The sequence below is a fragment of the Phytopseudomonas argentinensis genome, assembly GCF_900113905.1.
Taxonomy (GTDB): domain Bacteria; phylum Pseudomonadota; class Gammaproteobacteria; order Pseudomonadales; family Pseudomonadaceae; genus Aquipseudomonas; species Aquipseudomonas argentinensis.
Window position 1 is genome coordinate 505,483 of the sequence record NZ_FORC01000003.1, and the last position, 15,227, is coordinate 520,709.

Annotated in this window: 13 protein-coding genes; 9 read left to right on the forward strand and 4 right to left on the reverse strand. The window is 62.4% G+C overall.

Features of this window, described 5'->3' with window-relative positions; translation table 11 throughout:
- Positions 1 to 15: 15 nt before the first annotated feature.
- The 8 genes from atpA (at position 16) to yczE (ending at position 9,234) form a co-directional block, all read left to right on the forward strand.
- Positions 16 to 1,560, forward strand: a complete 1,545-nt coding sequence (gene atpA / locus BM154_RS16875; RefSeq protein ID WP_013793554.1) for a F0F1 ATP synthase subunit alpha — start codon at positions 16 to 18, stop codon at positions 1,558 to 1,560.
- Positions 1,561 to 1,610: 50 nt separating this feature from the next.
- Positions 1,611 to 2,471 (forward strand): F0F1 ATP synthase subunit gamma, encoded by an 861-nt coding sequence (gene atpG / locus BM154_RS16880; RefSeq protein WP_027904139.1) that lies wholly within the window; start codon positions 1,611 to 1,613, stop codon positions 2,469 to 2,471.
- A 27-nt stretch (positions 2,472 to 2,498) separates the two neighbouring features.
- Positions 2,499 to 3,875, forward strand: a complete 1,377-nt coding sequence (gene atpD, locus BM154_RS16885) for a F0F1 ATP synthase subunit beta (RefSeq protein WP_013793552.1) — start codon at positions 2,499 to 2,501, stop codon at positions 3,873 to 3,875.
- 42 nt (positions 3,876 to 3,917) lie between these two features.
- Positions 3,918 to 4,346, forward strand: a complete 429-nt coding sequence (locus BM154_RS16890; RefSeq protein WP_074886622.1) for a F0F1 ATP synthase subunit epsilon — start codon at positions 3,918 to 3,920, stop codon at positions 4,344 to 4,346.
- 117 nt (positions 4,347 to 4,463) lie between these two features.
- Positions 4,464 to 5,828, forward strand: a complete 1,365-nt coding sequence (glmU, locus tag BM154_RS16895) for a bifunctional UDP-N-acetylglucosamine diphosphorylase/glucosamine-1-phosphate N-acetyltransferase GlmU (protein ID WP_074886626.1) — start codon at positions 4,464 to 4,466, stop codon at positions 5,826 to 5,828.
- Between the two features lie 136 nt (positions 5,829 to 5,964).
- The gene (locus BM154_RS16900; protein WP_013793549.1) at positions 5,965 to 6,738 is read left to right on the forward strand and encodes a DeoR/GlpR family DNA-binding transcription regulator; all 774 of its coding nucleotides are present in this window, start codon (positions 5,965 to 5,967) and stop codon (positions 6,736 to 6,738) included.
- 10 nt (positions 6,739 to 6,748) lie between these two features.
- The gene (gene glmS / locus BM154_RS16905; protein ID WP_074886629.1) at positions 6,749 to 8,587 is read left to right on the forward strand and encodes a glutamine--fructose-6-phosphate transaminase (isomerizing); all 1,839 of its coding nucleotides are present in this window, start codon (positions 6,749 to 6,751) and stop codon (positions 8,585 to 8,587) included.
- A complete protein-coding gene (gene yczE / locus BM154_RS16910) occupies positions 8,587 to 9,234 on the forward strand; it encodes a membrane protein YczE (RefSeq protein ID WP_074886632.1) in 648 nt (215 codons plus the stop codon). Before glmS ends, yczE begins: the two co-directional genes overlap by 1 nt.
- A 72-nt stretch (positions 9,235 to 9,306) precedes the next feature.
- On the opposite strand, the gene map is transcribed toward yczE, so the two are convergent.
- Positions 9,307 to 10,074 (reverse strand): type I methionyl aminopeptidase, encoded by a 768-nt coding sequence (map, locus tag BM154_RS16915; RefSeq protein WP_074886635.1) that lies wholly within the window; start codon positions 10,072 to 10,074, stop codon positions 9,307 to 9,309.
- Positions 10,071 to 10,280, reverse strand: coding sequence for a ParD-like family protein (locus BM154_RS16920; protein WP_074886638.1), 210 nt, complete (start codon positions 10,278 to 10,280; stop codon positions 10,071 to 10,073). The genes map and BM154_RS16920 overlap by 4 nt, the downstream gene beginning before the upstream one ends.
- A 411-nt stretch (positions 10,281 to 10,691) precedes the next feature.
- On the opposite strand from BM154_RS16920, the gene BM154_RS16925 reads away from it, so the two are divergent.
- The gene (locus tag BM154_RS16925; RefSeq protein WP_074886641.1) at positions 10,692 to 12,584 is read left to right on the forward strand and encodes a PhoX family protein; all 1,893 of its coding nucleotides are present in this window, start codon (positions 10,692 to 10,694) and stop codon (positions 12,582 to 12,584) included.
- A 12-nt stretch (positions 12,585 to 12,596) separates the two neighbouring features.
- On the opposite strand, the gene BM154_RS16930 is transcribed toward BM154_RS16925, so the two are convergent.
- Complete coding sequence (locus BM154_RS16930; protein ID WP_074886645.1) at positions 12,597 to 13,142, reverse strand: TadE/TadG family type IV pilus assembly protein; 546 nt, start codon at positions 13,140 to 13,142, stop codon at positions 12,597 to 12,599.
- A gap of 8 nt (positions 13,143 to 13,150) precedes the next feature.
- On the reverse strand, positions 13,151 to 15,226 hold the full coding sequence (locus BM154_RS16935; protein ID WP_074886649.1) for a pilus assembly protein TadG-related protein: 2,076 nt from the start codon (positions 15,224 to 15,226) through the stop codon (positions 13,151 to 13,153).
- Position 15,227: the final 1 nt, after the last annotated feature.

The window sequence follows — 15,227 nt, forward strand, 5'->3', positions numbered from 1 at the left end:
AGGGGCAGCAGAGCTATGCAGCAACTCAATCCTTCCGAAATTAGTGAAATCATCAAGGGACGTATCGAGAAACTCGACGTCTCTTCCCAAGCCCGTAACGAAGGCACCATCGTCAGCGTATCCGACGGTATCGTGCGTATTCACGGTCTCGCCGACGTCATGTACGGCGAAATGATCGAGTTCCCGGGCAGCGTCTACGGTATGGCACTGAACCTGGAGCAGGACTCCGTCGGTGCCGTTGTCCTGGGTGCGTACACCACCCTGGCCGAAGGCATGAGCGCCAAGTGCACCGGTCGCATCCTGGAAGTTCCGGTTGGTCCGGAACTGCTGGGCCGCGTCGTCGACGCACTGGGCAACCCGATCGATGGCAAGGGCCCGATCAACACCGCCGCTACCGACGCTGTCGAGAAAGTGGCTCCAGGTGTGATCTGGCGTAAGTCGGTCGACCAGCCGGTACAGACTGGCTACAAGTCGGTCGATGCCATGATCCCGGTAGGCCGTGGCCAGCGCGAGCTGATCATCGGTGACCGTCAGATCGGCAAGACCGCCCTGGCCGTCGACGCCATCATCAACCAGAAGAACAGCGGCATCTTCTGCGTCTACGTAGCAGTTGGTCAGAAGCAATCGACCATCGCCAACGTGGTGCGCAAACTGGAAGAGTCCGGTGCTCTGGCCAACACCATCGTGGTAGCGGCTTCGGCTTCCGAATCCGCTGCGCTGCAGTTCCTGGCTCCTTACGCCGGCTGCACCATGGGCGAATACTTCCGCGACCGCGGTGAAGATGCGCTGATCGTATACGATGACCTGTCCAAGCAGGCCGTTGCCTACCGTCAGATCTCCCTGCTGCTGCGCCGTCCGCCAGGCCGTGAAGCCTACCCGGGCGACGTGTTCTATCTCCACAGCCGTCTGCTGGAGCGTGCATCGCGCGTTTCCGAGGAATACGTCGAGAAGTTCACCAATGGCGCCGTGACTGGCAAGACCGGTTCCCTGACCGCTCTGCCGATCATCGAAACCCAGGCTGGCGACGTTTCCGCGTTCGTTCCGACCAACGTGATTTCCATCACCGACGGTCAGATCTTCCTGGAATCGGCCATGTTCAACTCGGGTATCCGTCCGGCCGTCAACGCCGGTATCTCGGTATCCCGTGTGGGTGGTGCTGCGCAGACCAAGATCATCAAGAAGCTCTCCGGTGGTATCCGTACCGCTCTGGCTCAGTACCGTGAACTGGCGGCATTCGCCCAGTTCGCTTCTGACCTGGACGAAGCCACCCGCAAGCAGCTCGAGCATGGTCAGCGCGTTACCGAGCTGATGAAGCAGAAGCAATACGCTCCGATGTCCATCGCGGACATGGCGCTGTCGCTGTATGCCGCCGAGCGTGGTTTCCTGACCGACATCGAAGTCGCCAAGATCATCAGCTTCGAGCAGGCTCTGATCGCCTTCTTCAACCGTGATCACGCCGATCTGATGGCGAAGATCAACGAGAAGGGTGACTTCAATGACGACATCGATGGCCAGCTCAAAGCCGGTATCGAGAAGTTCAAAGCCACCCAAACCTGGTAAGCCGCAGCGGGCGTCGCGAGACGCCCGCCTGCTAACCCGATAGGTGTGAAATGGCAGGCGCAAAAGAGATTCGCAGCAAGATTGCGAGCATCAAAAGCACGCAGAAGATCACCAGCGCCATGGAAAAGGTGGCGGTCAGCAAGATGCGCAAGGCACAACAGCGCATGGCAGCTAGCCGTCCCTACGCGGAGCGTATCCGCCAGGTAATTGGTCATCTGGCCAACGCCAACCCCGAGTACCGTCACCCCTTCATGATCGAACGCGAAGTCAAGCGCGTCGGTTACGTGGTGGTGAGTTCGGACCGTGGTCTGTGCGGTGGCTTGAATACCAACCTGTTCAAGGCCCTGGTCAAGGACATGTCGGCAAACCGCGAGCGCGGCGTGGAGATCGATCTCTGCGTAGTTGGCAGCAAGGGTGCGGCATTCTTCCGCAACTTTGGTGGCAACGTCGTTGCTGCGATCAGCCACCTCGGCGAAGAGCCGTCGATCAACGATCTGATCGGCAGCGTCAAGGTGATGCTCGATGCTTACCTGGAAGGGCGCATCGACCGTTTGTCCGTGGTTTCCAACAAGTTCATCAATACCATGACCCAGAAGCCGACCGTGGAGCAGTTGATTCCACTGGTGGCCGATCCGGATCAGGAACTGAAGCACCACTGGGACTACCTGTACGAACCCGACGCCAAGCAGCTGCTTGACGGGCTGATGGTGCGCTACGTGGAGTCGCAGGTGTACCAGGCAGTGGTCGAGAACAATGCAGCCGAACAGGCCGCACGGATGATCGCGATGAAGAACGCCACCGATAACGCGGGCGACCTCATCAAAGACCTGCAGTTGATCTACAACAAGGCACGTCAGGCAGCGATCACCCAGGAAATTTCGGAAATCGTCGGCGGCGCTGCCGCGGTTTAACGGTTCAAATATTCAGAGGAACCAAAGATGAGTAGCGGACGTATCGTTCAAATCATCGGCGCCGTCATCGACGTGGAATTCCCGCGTGACAAGGTGCCGAGTGTTTATGAAGCGCTGAAAGTAGTCGGCGCCGAAACCACTCTGGAAGTTCAGCAGCAGCTGGGCGACGGCGTGGTGCGTACCATTGCGATGGGTTCGACCGAAGGCCTCAAGCGTGGCCTGAACGTCGACAGCACTGGCGCTGGCATCCAGGTACCGGTCGGGGTCAAGACCCTGGGCCGTATCATGGACGTGCTGGGCAACCCGATCGACGAAGCCGGTCCGATCGGCGAAGAAGAGCGCTGGGGCATTCACCGTGCCGCGCCGACCTACGCCGAGCAATCGGGCTCCAACGAGCTGCTGGAAACCGGCATCAAGGTCATCGACCTGGTCTGCCCGTTCGCCAAGGGCGGTAAAGTCGGTCTGTTCGGTGGTGCCGGTGTCGGCAAGACCGTAAACATGATGGAACTGATCCGTAACATCGCCATCGAGCACAGCGGTTATTCCGTGTTCGCCGGTGTGGGTGAGCGTACTCGTGAGGGTAACGACTTCTACCACGAGATGAAGGACTCCAACGTTCTCGACAAGGTAGCCCTGGTCTACGGTCAGATGAACGAGCCACCAGGCAACCGTCTGCGCGTCGCCCTGACCGGCCTGACCATGGCCGAGAAGTTCCGTGACGAAGGCCGTGACGTGCTGTTCTTCGTCGACAACATCTACCGCTACACCCTGGCCGGTACCGAAGTATCCGCACTGCTCGGCCGTATGCCGTCGGCAGTAGGTTACCAGCCGACCCTGGCTGAAGAGATGGGTGTTCTGCAAGAGCGCATCACTTCCACCAAGACCGGTTCGATCACCTCGATCCAGGCCGTATACGTACCTGCGGACGACCTCACCGACCCGAGCCCGGCGACCACCTTCGCCCACTTGGACGCCACCGTCGTACTGTCCCGTGACATCGCCTCCCTGGGTATCTACCCGGCGGTCGACCCACTGGACTCGACTTCGCGCCAGCTGGACCCGAACGTGATTGGCCAGGAGCACTACGACACCGCTCGCGGCGTTCAGTACGTGCTGCAGCGCTACAAAGAGCTGAAGGACATCATCGCGATCCTCGGCATGGACGAACTGTCGGAAGAAGACAAGCAGCTGGTATCCCGTGCTCGTAAGATCCAGCGCTTCCTGTCCCAGCCGTTCTTCGTTGCTGAAGTGTTCACCGGCTCGCCAGGCAAGTACGTTTCCCTGAAGGACACCATCGCTGGTTTCAGCGGCATCCTCAAAGGTGAGTACGATCACCTGCCGGAGCAGGCGTTCTACATGGTCGGTGGCATCGAAGAAGCCATCGAGAAAGCGAAGAAACTGTAATCACCCGTGCGCCCGGCAACGGGCGCTTACGTGAGGCTAGATATGGCTATGACAGTCCATTGCGACATCGTCAGCGCAGAAGGCGAGATCTTCTCCGGTCTGGTCGAAATGGTGATCGCCCACGGTAACCTGGGTGATCTGGGGATTTCCCCGGGCCACGCACCGTTGATCACCGACCTCAAGCCGGGCCCGATTCGTCTGGTCAAGCAGGGTGGCGATATTGAGGTGTTCTACATCTCCGGTGGCTTCCTGGAAGTGCAGCCAAGCATGGTCAAGGTTCTCGCCGACACCGTGCAGCGCGCTGCCGACCTGGATGAAGCCTCCGCTCAGGAAGCCGTCAAGGCTGCCGAGAAAGCGCTGAGCGAGCAGGGAGCCGAGTTCGACTACGGTTCCGCCGCTGCTCGTCTGGCCGAGGCCGCAGCCCAGCTGCGCACCGTCCAGCAAATGCGCAAGAAGTTCGGCGGTAGCTGATACCGACGCTCTTCATCGTTGCTTGGTAAAAGGGTAGCCTTGGCTACCCTTTTGCTTTTCTGCCGTTTTATTTTCCTGCCGACCCGTGCGGCGGGGATTGCCAAGGAACCGCCCCCCATGTCCCTCGATATCGTCATTCTCGCCGCCGGCCAGGGCACCCGCATGCGTTCGGCCCTGCCCAAGGTGCTGCACCCGGTGGCTCACAAGCCCATGCTTGGCCACGTCATCGACACCGCCCGCAGCCTGCAGCCGCAGAGCATCCAGGTGGTGATCGGCCATGGCGCCGAGAAGGTGCGCGAGCGCCTGGCGGCCGACGACCTGAATTTCGTCATCCAGGCCGAGCAGCTGGGTACCGGCCATGCCGTCGCCCAGGCGCAGCCCGCCCTGAACGCCGATACGGTATTGATCCTCTACGGCGACGTGCCGCTGATCGAGCCGGCTACCCTGCAGCGCCTACTGGAGCTGGTCAACGACAATCAGCTGGGCCTGCTCACCGTCGAACTGGCCGATCCGACCGGTTACGGCCGTATCGTCCGTGACTCAAAGGGCGCCGTGCAGGCCATCGTCGAGCACAAGGATGCCAGCGAGGCGCAGCGGCAGATCCGCGAAGGCAATACCGGCATTCTCGCCGTGCCGGGCAAACGCCTGGGCGACTGGTTGGGGCGCCTGTCCAACAGCAACGCCCAGGGCGAGTACTACTTGACCGACGTGATCGCCATGGCGGTGGCCGATGGCCTGGTGGTGGCCACCGCCACCGCGGCCGACGAGATGGAAGTGCTCGGTGCCAACGACCGCATCCAGCTCTCCCAGCTCGAATGCCATTACCAGCAGCGCATGGCGCGCCGCTTGATGGCCCAGGGTGTGACCCTGCGCGACCCGCACCGCTTCGACGTACGTGGTGAAGTGACCGTGGGCCGCGACGTGACCATCGATATCAACGTGATCCTCGAAGGCCGCGTGGTCATCGAGGATGACGTACAGATCGGCCCTAACTGCGTGATCAAGGACAGCACCCTGCGCAAGGGCGCCATCGTCAAAGCCAACAGCCACCTGGAAGGGGCCGAAGTGGGCGAGGGCGCCGATTGCGGTCCGTTCGCCCGTCTGCGTCCTGGCAGCGTGCTGGGCGCCAAGGCCCATGTGGGTAACTTCGTGGAGCTGAAGAATGCCGTGCTGGGGGAGGGCGCCAAGGCCGGCCATCTGAGCTACCTGGGCGACGCCGAGATCGGTGCGCGCACCAACATCGGCGCCGGCACCATCACCTGCAATTACGATGGCGCCAACAAGCACCGCACCGTCATGGGTGAGGATGTCTTCGTTGGCTCGAACAGTGCGCTGGTTGCGCCGGTCACCCTTGGCGATGGCGTTACCACTGCCGCAGGTTCCGTGGTCACCTCGGACGTACCGGCCAACAACCTGGCCGTTGCCCGTGGCCGCCAGCGCAATATCGAAGGCTGGCAGCGCCCAACCAAGAAGCAGAAGTAACGCCATTCTGTGGGTAACTCTGTCTTCCGGCTGCAGTATGGAACGGCCAGAGTTATCCACAGCTTCTGAGCTGCTTGACAGCAAAGCTTCGTTAGGTTTTGATTCGCGCCATTATCTTTCGAATCGAAACTTAAGCATGTCCAAACGCAACACGCCGCAACGTCGTCACACCATTCTTGCCTTGCTCGCCGAGCAGGGCGAGGTGAGCGTCGACGCCCTGGCCAAGCGTTTCGCCACCTCCGAAGTGACCATTCGCAAGGACCTCGCCGCACTGGAAGCCAACGGCCTGCTCCTGCGCCGTTATGGCGGCGCGGTGCCGCTGCCCCAGGAAATGATGGTCGAAAGCAGCCAGCCGGTTTCCCGCTACAAGCAGGCCATCGCCCGGGCGGGGGTGGCGCGCATCCGTGAGCACGCGCGGATCATCATCGACAGCGGCACCACGACCGCGGCGATGATCCCCGAGCTGGGCCACAAGCCCGGGCTGGTGGTGATGACCAATTCCCTGAACGTGGCCAATGCCCTGCGCGATATCGAGCATGAACCGGTGCTGCTGATGACCGGCGGCACCTGGGATCCGCATTCCGAATCCTTCCAGGGCCAGGTCGCCGAGCAGGTGTTGCGCTCCTATGACTTCGACCAGTTGTTCATCGGTGCCGATGGCATCGATCTGCAGCGCGGTACCACCACCTTCAACGAACTGCTGGGCCTTTCGCGCGTGATGGCCGAGGTGGCCCGTGAAGTGATCGTCATGGTCGAGAGCGACAAGATCGGCCGGCGCATTCCCAATCTCGAGCTGCCCTGGGGCAGCGTGCACACCCTGATTACCGACGAGCGCCTCGACAGCGAGGCGCGCGAACAACTCTTGGCCCGCGGGATCCAGCTGATCTGCGCGGCCACCGACGCATCCTGAGGAGAACCTTATGTGTGGCATCGTAGGCGCCATCGCTGAACGCAACATCACCGCCGTGCTGGTCGAGGGCCTCAAGCGCCTCGAGTACCGCGGCTATGACAGTGCCGGTGTGGCGCTGATCGATGACCTGGGCACCCTGCAGCGCCGCCGTCGCGTGGGCAAGGTCAGCGAGCTGGAAGCGGCGCTGGACAGCGAACCGCTGCCGGGTCGCCTGGGCATCGCCCACACCCGCTGGGCCACCCATGGCGTGCCTACCGAAAACAATGCGCACCCGCACTTTTCCGGGGACCAACTGGCAGTGGTGCACAACGGCATCATCGAAAACCATGGCCCGCTGCGCGAGCAACTGCAGGGCCTGGGTTATGTCTTCAGCTCGGATACCGATACCGAAGTCATCGTCCATCTGCTCGATCACACCCTGAAGAGCCACAGCGACCTGGCCGACGCCCTCAAGGCGGTGGTCAAGCAACTGCGCGGCGCCTATGGCCTGGCGGTGATCAGTGCGGCCAACCCGGATCGCCTGCTGGCCGCGCGCAGTGGCAGCCCGCTGGTGATCGGTCTGGGCCTGGGCGAGAACTTTCTCGCCTCCGACCAGTTGGCCCTGCGCCAGGTCACCGACCGTTTCATGTACCTGGAAGAGGGCGATATCGCCGAGATCCGCCGCGACAGCGTGCAGATCTGGGACACCCACGGCAACCCGGTGCAGCGCGAAGCGGTGCAGTACCACGAAGGCGCCGATGCCGCCGACAAGGGCGCGTTCCGCCACTTCATGCTCAAGGAAATCCACGAACAGCCCACCGTCGTGCAGCGCACCCTGGAAGGCCGCCTGGGCACTGACCATGTGCTGGTACAGGCCTTCGGGCCACAGGCTGCCGAGCTGTTCGCCAAGGTGCGCAACGTGCAGATCGTCGCCTGCGGCACCAGCTACCACGCCGGTATGGTCGCCCGTTACTGGCTCGAAGAGCTGGCCGGCATCCCCTGCCAGGTCGAAGTGGCCAGCGAATTCCGTTATCGCCGCGTCGCGGTGCAGCCGGACACCCTGTTCGTCAGCATCTCCCAGTCCGGTGAAACCGCCGACACCCTGGCCGCCCTGCGTAACGCCAAGGCCGATGGCGGTTACCTGGCCAGCCTGGCGATCTGCAACGTTGGCATCAGCTCGCTGGTGCGCGAGTCCGACCTGACCCTGCTGACCCATGCCGGCCCCGAGATTGGCGTCGCCTCCACCAAGGCCTTCACCACCCAACTGGTCGGCCTGATGCTGTTGACCCTGGCCCTCGGCCAGGTCAAGGGCACGCTGCAAGCGGGTGTCGCCGCCGAGCTGGTAGACGAGCTGCGCCGCCTGCCGGCGCGCCTGGACGAAGCCCTGGCCATGGACAAGATCGTCGAGAAGGTCTCCGAACTGTTCGCAGAGAAGCACCACACCCTGTTTCTCGGCCGTGGCGCCCAGTATCCGGTGGCGATGGAAGGCGCCCTCAAGCTCAAGGAAATTTCCTATATCCACGCCGAGGCCTACCCGGCCGGTGAGCTCAAGCACGGCCCGCTGGCCCTGGTCGACGCGGACATGCCGGTGGTCACCGTGGCACCCAACAACGACCTGCTCGACAAGCTCAAGTCCAACCTGCAGGTGGTTCGTGCCCGTGGCGGCGAGCTGATCGTGTTCGCCGATGCCAGCGCTGCCATGAGCAATGGCGAGGGTACCCACGTGGTGAACATGCCGCATATCCACGATGCGCTGGCACCGATCCTCTATACCCTGCCGCTGCAACTGCTGTCGTACCACGTGGCGGTGCTGCGCGGCACCGATGTGGATCAGCCGCGCAACCTGGCCAAGTCGGTCACGGTGGAGTGATGCGCAACAAGCCCGTGCTGGCCCAGCTCGGGCCACTGGCGCAACTGCGTGCCGGCAACCTGCCGCTACGTCTGCTGCAGCTGTTCGTCGGCCTGGCCTTCTTCGGCATGTCCATGGCGATGATGATTCGCGGCAACCTCGGGCTATCGCCCTGGGATGCGCTGCATGTCGGCCTGGCCAAGTTGTTGCCGTTGAGCTTCGGTTGGATTGTGGTTGGCGTGTCCTTCATGGTGCTGCTGTTGTGGATTCCGCTGCGGGAAATCCCCGGCCTCGGCACCCTCGCCAACGCGGTGGTGATCGGCCTGGTGGCGGACCTCACCCTGCAGCTGCTGGTGGCGCCGGAAGGCTTCATCTGGCGCCTGCTACTGACCCTGGGCGGCGTGCTGCTGTGCGGTTTCGGCTCGGCGCTGTACATCGGCGCCCAGCTAGGCCGTGGCCCGCGCGATGGCCTGATGACCGGCCTGCATCGGGTGACCGGTTACTCGCTGCGCTCGATGCGCACCGCTATCGAGTTGAGCGTGTTGTTGGTCGGCACCCTGCTTGCCGGCTACAAGGTACTGGGCATCGGCACGCTGCTGTTCGCCTTCGGCATCGGCCCGCTGACCCAGCTGATGCTGCCGTGGGTACTGGTGAAGTTGGATACCTGACTGGGCACAGGCGGACACGGGCTGAATGCGCAGGTAGGGGATTTACCGCCGGCTTCGAACGCTTGAAGCGTATCAGCGCAGCGGCGTTTCATCCGCTCTCAGGGTCAGCACCCGCACGCCATCGGCCGTGACCGCCACGGTGTGCTCGAACTGAGCGGACAGCAGGCCATCGGTGGTCACTACCGTCCAGCCGTCGCTTAGGGTTCGGGTGGCGGGTTTGCCCTGGTTGATCATCGGCTCGATGGTAAAGGTCATGCCTTCGCGCAGGATCAGGCCAGTTCCAGCCTTGCCCCAGTGCAACACTTCCGGTGCTTCGTGCATCTGCTTGCCGATGCCGTGGCCGCAGTATTCGCGCACCACCGTATAGCCATGGGCGCGGGCATGGCGTTCGATGGCATGGCCAATATCGCCCAAGCGGCCGCCCGGGCGCACCGCAGCGATGCCTTTCCACAGCGCTTCGTAGGTCACCCGGCTAAGCCGCTGCGCTTCGGGCGACACCTTGCCGATCAGGTAGGTCTTGCTGGAGTCGGCGATGTAGCCATTCTTTTCCAGGGTAATGTCGAAATTCACCAGATCGCCATCTTGAAGTATTTCGGTCGGGCTAGGCACGCCGTGGCAGACCACCTGATTGCGCGAGGCATTCAAGGCATAGGCATAGCCGTATTGCCCTTTGCTCGCCGGACGCGCCTGAAGGCTGTGGACAATGAAGTTATCCACAAGGTCATTGACCTGCATGGTCGACATGCCGCGCAGCTCCAGCTGGTCGAGATGGCCAAATACCAGGGCCAGCAGCCTGCCGGACTCGGCCATCAAGGCGATTTCTTCCGGCGTCTTGATCATGACGCATTCGCCAGGCCAGGCGCCGATACACCGGCAGCGCGCAGTTCGGCAGCCATCACCTCGTTGAAGCTCAAGGTCGGATTCATCTCGCAGAGCATGCCAATACGAATCCAGAACCCGGCCTGGGCGTTGATGGAGCGATGCGACACGCTGCTCGCTCGGCGGATCTGATCGTGCAGTGCATCTTCGATATTGACGATACCCATGGTGAGCCCTCTATACGTTTCATATATAAATCATATATCTCTTGATCGCCTATGCCTATATTTTTTACCGCAGCTGAGAGAATTTTGGTTAAATTTTGAACAGTACAGATACAGCTAGCGTCATTACTGGCTCATAGATATATATCCACAGGTGATGAAAGATCTTATCCAAGGTATCTGTGTATAACGACAGGGTGCTGATCAAATACTGCACAACCTCCTGTATAGGCCGTGTTACTAGGCGTATAGAGCTTGGCTCCCAGCTTATCCACAGCTTCGACCACGATAAATGTGGGTAGCCAGCTGCGTTCACTCAATGCTGTGGAAAAAGACCATTCACCGAATCGTCATCCAATCGTCATCTTCTTTGCCTAGCGTGCCTGCGCATCAGAACAACGCTGGAGCGCCGTGATGCATGATGACCAACTGACCGACCTCGAACGCCTGACCCTTTCCCGTCGCCGGTTCATCGGTGCCGGGGCGCTGACCGGCGCGGCGCTGTTTCTTGGCGGCGGTTTGCTGAGCCGTAGCGTATTGGCCGATTCGATCAGTAGCACCGTCGCCAGCCCGCTGCTGGGTTTCGCCAATCTGCCTGCCGCCACGGCCGATACCATCACCCTGCCGCCCGGCTATTCGTTCCGCCCGCTGATCAGCTGGGGCCAGCCGTTGCAGAAGGGTGGCCCGGCGTTCAAGGGCGACGGCAGCAACAGTGCGGCCGAGCAGTTGCTGCAGTTCGGTGACAATACCGATGGCATGAGCTTCTTTCCCTGGCCTGGCGACCCCGATCGCGCGCTGATGGCGATCAACAACGAGTATGTGAATTACCGCTATCTGCTGGCCCATGGCGGCCTGCCGAAATCCGCCGAGGACGTGCGCAAGGCACAGAACGCCGAGGGAGTGACGGTGATCGAGGTGCGTCGCGGTGGGGACGGCTGGGCCTTCGTGCAGGGCTCGCCATACAACCGCCGGGTGCATGGCAACCTGCCGATAGAGGTGAGTGGCCCGGCCCGCGGCCATGAGCTGCTCAAGACCGCGGCCGACCCGCTTGGTATCGAGGTGCTGGGCACCTTCCAGAACTGCTCGAGTGGCAAGACGCCCTGGGGTACCTATCTGACCTGCGAAGAAAACTTCAGCGACTGCTTTGGCAGCAGCGATGCCAACCTGCAGTTCACCCCCGACCAGAAGCGCTTCAGCGTGCTGCATGCCAGCGCCGAGAACGACTGGCACCGCTTCGACCCGCGCTTCGATATCGCCAGGAATCCCAACGAGCTGAACCGCCATGGCTGGATCGTCGAGATCGATCCATTCGACCCGACCGCCAAGCCGATCAAGCGCACCGCCCTGGGCCGCTTCAAGCATGAGAACGCGGCGCTGGCCACCACCGGCGATGGCCGCGTGGTGGTGTACATGGGCGATGACGAGCGCGGCGAGTTCATCTACAAATTCATCACCCGCGATCGTCTGGACCGCGATGACGCCAAGGCCAATCGGCATATCCTCGACCAGGGCACGTTGTACGTGGCGCGCTTCGACGAGGGCAATGGCGACGCCGATCATCCCAAAGGCCGGGGTCGCTGGATCGAGCTCACTGCTGGCAAGCATGGTCTGACTGCCGAGCATGGCTTTGCCAACCAGGCCGAGGTGGTGATTCGCGCGCGGCAGGCTGGCACCCATGTCGGCGCTACACGCATGGATCGCCCCGAGTGGATCACCGTCAGCCCCAAGGACGGTCAGGTCTATTGCACCCTCACCAACAACAGCAAGCGCGGCGAGCCCGGCCAGCCGGTCGGCGGCCCGAATCCGCGGGCCAACAACCTGTACGGGCAGATCCTGCGCTGGCGCGAGCACGGCGACGATGCCGCCGCCATGGATTTCCAATGGGACCTGTTCGTGGTCGCCGGCAACCCGGTGGTACACGCCGGCACGCCCCAGGCAGGTAGCCACGCGATCAATGCCGACAACATGTTCAACAGCCCGGACGGTGTCGGCTTTGATGGTGGCGGCCGGCTGTGGATCCAGACCGATGGCAAGTACAGCAACAAGGGCGACTACGCCGGCATGGGCAACAACCAGATGCTCTGCGCCGACCCGCACACCGGCGAAATTCGCCGTTTCATGGTCGGCCCGGTGGGCTGCGAGGTAACCGGCCTGGCCTTCTCGCCGGACTACAGGAGCATGTTCGTAGGCATTCAGCACCCAGGTGAAGAGGGCGGCTCGAGCTTCCCCGACCACCAGGCTGGCGTGCACCCCCGCTCGACGGTGGTGGTGATCAGCCGCGACGACGGTGGAGTGATCGGCGCCTGACCCACGCCCTGCTCAGAGGGTCACGGTGGTGGCGCCGCGGATGACCACCTCGCCGTTTTCCTCGGGCAGGCCGGGAATGCTGATGCCCAGCAGCCGCAAGGTGGGCACGATGGCCCGCTGCTCGCTGGCGCCATCGGGGTTGTAACGGCGTTGTAGGCACACGTGCAGCACATAACGGGGGGCGAGCGGATCCCGGTTGTCGAGGGCGATATTGCCGTAGGACGGCTGGCCGGCATGGCCCGGCAACGGGCTCCAGTTCAGGCCGGCGGCGTCCTGCTCGGGCGCCGGGCAATCGCCGCTGCGCCAGCCTTCCGGTAGCCAGCTGCGTTGCACCACGGCAGTGATTTCCCGACTGAGCAGCTGACTGTAGGCGGCATTGCCCGGATCGACCTGCAGCGTCGCACGGGCCGCGTCGGCGCTGACCTGCTTGAAGGTCAGCATCAGCAGCATGGGAAGGCTGTAGGCGATGATCGCGTAGACCACCACGAAGAACACCGCGAACAGCATGGCGAACTCGATCGCCACGGCGCCTTGCTGGGACTTGCTCGCCTTTTTCATCGCCCACCTCAATGGATCAACTGCGGGATGCCGCAGCTGATGCTGTGAACCTTGATCTTGCTCTTACCAAGATCCAGGCCAAGGTTGGCGAGCAGGCTGCTGACGGCGCTGCCCACCGAGTTGAGCAGTGGCTTGAGCACATCGAGAACCGGGTTGAGGATGGTAAGCAGCAAAGGCTGGGAGTTGTTGCTCAGGCCAAGGGAGGCAGCCAGGCTGGTGAGCACGTTGCTGAGCAGCCCGCCCTGCGGTTTGGTCTGTAACGAGGTGATCAGTTCGGTGCGGCATTGGGCCTTGTTGCTGGTGCAATTGGTCAATGGCAACTTGCTGTACCATTCATCGGGCATCGTGGAATCCAGCAGCAGCGCGACCGGGCGAGGCCAGGTCAGCCCGTCGGCCTTCATGGCAGCGCGAATGGCATCCTTGTTGGGGTAGGTCGCCAGGTACCTGTCCGCGATCTGAGCGGCCTGGGTCGGCGTGAAGCCGGGATAACCATTGGCGTCCGTCGGTGCTCCAGTCCCTATCATCTTGCTGACCTGGGCGAGCAGGTTGGTTATCGAGTCACCGATTTTCAGATTGTTGACCTGGGTAATATCGGACTCCTGTTCGGCGAGCGTCAGCTCATCGCGAACCGGATTATTGCCGGTAGCGATCAGCGGTACGGCGGCCTTGCCCTTGATCAGGTCGACGTTCAGCAACCTTAGAATGCTGGCTTCCTGCAGGTTCGACTCGGTACAGCTGGCGCGGGTCGACCACAGTGAACCACTGGGCATGGTGCCGATGCAGATATTGCCGACGGTGGATTCGACTTCGATGGTCGCTTCGGGCTCTGCACGCGAGCAGTCGATGGCTGTCAGCTCACCTTTGGCGCTCGCCAGGTCGAGGATGATCGGCAGCTTGATGGAGGTGCCGAGCATCCTCAGCAGGGAATTGGCCAGGGGCACGCTGGTGCTGTCGATATCGATATGCATGCGTGTCTGGGCGTTGAAGGCGGTGGTGCCCACGGGGCCGATGCCAATGGCTGGCGGCTCGACGATGCCCAGTTCCACCTTTACCAGAGCGAGAAGATTCAGCTGATCTATCAACAGGCCGCGCCCTTGAACGGCAGTTAGCAGGCCTGTGGATAACACATCGCCTAACGCCAGCCTGGCATCCAGTGCCGACCCCACTGCCTGGCCGGGCGCGGTTATCAGCTTCAACAGGCCGGGGCGTTGCTCTGTCGCCAACAGGTTTACCGTGGCGCTCTTCAACTGCGAGTTTGCCAGCGTGGAGCCCAGTGCCCTGATATCCGCGGCCAGCGCCTGATCGTGGTGGGCCAGGTTGGCAGAGACGTCGACCAGACTCTGGATGCCCACCGCCCCGACCCGGGTATCCACCAGGTTCGCCAGGCCCTCAGGGGTCAAGGCCCGCAACTGATTGACGCCGATGTTCACACCCAGCGCCTGCAGCAAACCGGCCGGGGTGATCCGGGTGTTCGCCAGCCCCTGCGAATCGAGCACTGTCAGCGTGCCGACGTTCACGCCGGCGGCTGTGAGTAACCTGGGCAACAGGCCATTGGTATCGAGGTCCAGCAGCTGCGCGCCGACGCTGAACACCGTCAGCGGGTCGCTGTCTTTCTCCGCTACCGCGACGGCTTGCAGGCGTACGCTGTCATTGTCGCTGAGCCCGAACAGGCCGCCGCTGCGCACCACGATGCTGGCCGGTACCTGGCTGCTGGTCACCACGCGAACCGCCCGGCCATTGGCGGCGTCCGCAGCTGGCACGCGCAGGCCGTCGATGATCGAGACGCTCACACAGGATGAACTCAGCGAGCGTGCGGCGCCCTCGACGAAACCATAGGAAGCGGCATTTTCCACGGCATACACGTGGGCGAGGGCGGTATCCAGCGCGCAGTTGCCGGAGGCCAGCCGTGATATGGATTCCAGGGCCGCGGTGTCCGCCAGTTTCTGCAGGTTGCGTTGTTCGAGGTACAGCCGGCCGCTATCGATCACCAGGGCTAGGAACAGGATGGCCATGACCAGGGTCGCCGCACTCAGCATGCTGAAGGCGCCTCGCTGGCGGTCACGCCCGGGGCAATAGCTGAGCATG

Excerpts from the sequence above, each read along its gene's own strand:
- map (WP_074886635.1), bottom strand. The coding sequence starts at position 10,074 with ATGATCAAGACGCCGGAAGAAATCGCCTTGATGGCCGAGTCCGGCAGG.
- glmU (WP_074886626.1), top strand. The coding sequence starts at position 4,464 with ATGTCCCTCGATATCGTCATTCTCGCCGCCGGCCAGGGCACCCGCATG.
- BM154_RS16935 (WP_074886649.1), bottom strand. The coding sequence starts at position 15,226 with ATGCTCAGCTATTGCCCCGGGCGTGACCGCCAGCGAGGCGCCTTCAGC.
- atpA (WP_013793554.1), top strand. The coding sequence starts at position 16 with ATGCAGCAACTCAATCCTTCCGAAATTAGTGAAATCATCAAGGGACGT.
- glmS (WP_074886629.1), top strand. The coding sequence starts at position 6,749 with ATGTGTGGCATCGTAGGCGCCATCGCTGAACGCAACATCACCGCCGTG.
- atpD (WP_013793552.1), top strand. The coding sequence starts at position 2,499 with ATGAGTAGCGGACGTATCGTTCAAATCATCGGCGCCGTCATCGACGTG.
- BM154_RS16890 (WP_074886622.1), top strand. The coding sequence starts at position 3,918 with ATGGCTATGACAGTCCATTGCGACATCGTCAGCGCAGAAGGCGAGATC.
- BM154_RS16900 (WP_013793549.1), top strand. The coding sequence starts at position 5,965 with ATGTCCAAACGCAACACGCCGCAACGTCGTCACACCATTCTTGCCTTG.
- BM154_RS16920 (WP_074886638.1), bottom strand. The coding sequence starts at position 10,280 with ATGGGTATCGTCAATATCGAAGATGCACTGCACGATCAGATCCGCCGA.
- atpG (WP_027904139.1), top strand. The coding sequence starts at position 1,611 with ATGGCAGGCGCAAAAGAGATTCGCAGCAAGATTGCGAGCATCAAAAGC.
- BM154_RS16930 (WP_074886645.1), bottom strand. The coding sequence starts at position 13,142 with ATGAAAAAGGCGAGCAAGTCCCAGCAAGGCGCCGTGGCGATCGAGTTC.
- yczE (WP_074886632.1), top strand. The coding sequence starts at position 8,587 with ATGCGCAACAAGCCCGTGCTGGCCCAGCTCGGGCCACTGGCGCAACTG.
- BM154_RS16925 (WP_074886641.1), top strand. The coding sequence starts at position 10,692 with ATGCATGATGACCAACTGACCGACCTCGAACGCCTGACCCTTTCCCGT.